This window comes from Mycolicibacterium sp. XJ662, from assembly GCF_053484035.1.
In genome coordinates this window covers 1-1,271 of record NZ_JBEFTL010000030.1, presented here as the reverse complement: position 1 = coordinate 1,271, position 1,271 = coordinate 1, and the positions used below count along the sequence as shown (strand labels likewise).

Sequence of the window (1,271 nt, the reverse complement as noted above, 5' to 3'; positions counted from 1 at the left end):
TGCCCGACAACGACAGGGCGTCGGCGCTCATCTGCCATCCGTCGTCGCTCGACGCGCCAAGGCGGCCCAGATAGTTGAACCCGATCGCCGGGTCGGCGCCGCCCAGCTCGGCCTCGGGGTTCAAGTAGCGCAGCAGACCGTAGGTCAGACCGTCGGGTAGCGAACGAAGCTGTTCCTTGGCGTCCTTGAGCACGGCGGCCAGCGCCGCGTCACCGGACACCACCTGCGCCCACGACAGTCCGCGTATCGCCAGCGACACAGGGTATTTGGCGGTGAACCAACCCACCGTGCGTGACAGGTCTAGGTCGGCGCCCAGTTCCTCGTGCCGTCCGTGCCCTTCCACGTCGATGCCGATCGGCGTGTCGGGCCTGCCCAGGTGTTGCGCCCACGCCAGCGCGAAAGCGATCAACAAAATGTCTTGTGTGCCAGCGTGAAACGCCGCGGGCACCTCGCCGAGAAGCATGGCGGTGGTTTCGGCGTCCAGCTCAGCGGTGAATCTGCCGGCCGTCCCGTACGTGTCGACATCGGGTTGCACCGCGGGCAGCACTGCCGGAGCCGACGCCACCTGCTTCCAGGAGTCGGCCAGCTGCACCACTTCTGGATGGCTGGCGTGGTCGGCCAGCAACTCGGCCCACCGCGCGAACGACGTTCCACCTGCAGGCAGCGCGATGGGTTCCGCCTTGCGGATTTCGGCCCAGGCGATGTTGAGGTCTTCCAGCAGGATGCGCCAGGACACCCCGTCGATGGCCAGGTGGTGGACGATCAACGCCAGCTGTCGGGTGCCGGCCGCCCACAGTGCGCTGACCATCACCCCATCGGCCGGGTTCAATCGCGACCGCGCCGCGATCAACGCCTCATCGGTCAACGCGTCCACCGACCGTACGCACTCAGCGGCGTCCACTGAATCGGCTTGCGGCACAGTCAAAGACCAACCACCTGCGGAGTCGTCCTCGACCCGCAGCCGCAGCATGGCGTGCCGGTCCAGCAGGGCCTGCAGCACCGCCACCACGTCATCCTCGATAGCGCCCTCGGGGGCGTGAAACAGCACCGTCTGGTTGAACTCGTCGATCGCGCCATCGAAGCTCTGCAGCCACCGCATGATCGGGGTCGCCACCACGGGTCCGGTGCCGTCGTCGGCCGCGTCGGCGCTGCCCGCCGCCCTGACCACGGAAGCCAGCCGGGACACGGTCTGCTCGACGAAGATGTCGCGCGGGCGGCACACCAGCCCGGCGGCCCTGGCGCGTGAGGCGACCTGCATCGAAAGAATGCTG

The 1,271-nt window shown here is 68.0% G+C and carries 1 protein-coding gene; it reads right to left on the bottom strand.

Features of this window, described 5'->3' with window-relative positions; translation table 11 throughout:
- Nucleotides 1-1,271, bottom strand: a 1,271-nt coding sequence (locus tag ABQE93_RS27035; protein WP_448411970.1) for a condensation domain-containing protein, incomplete at both ends; no start/stop codon positions are given.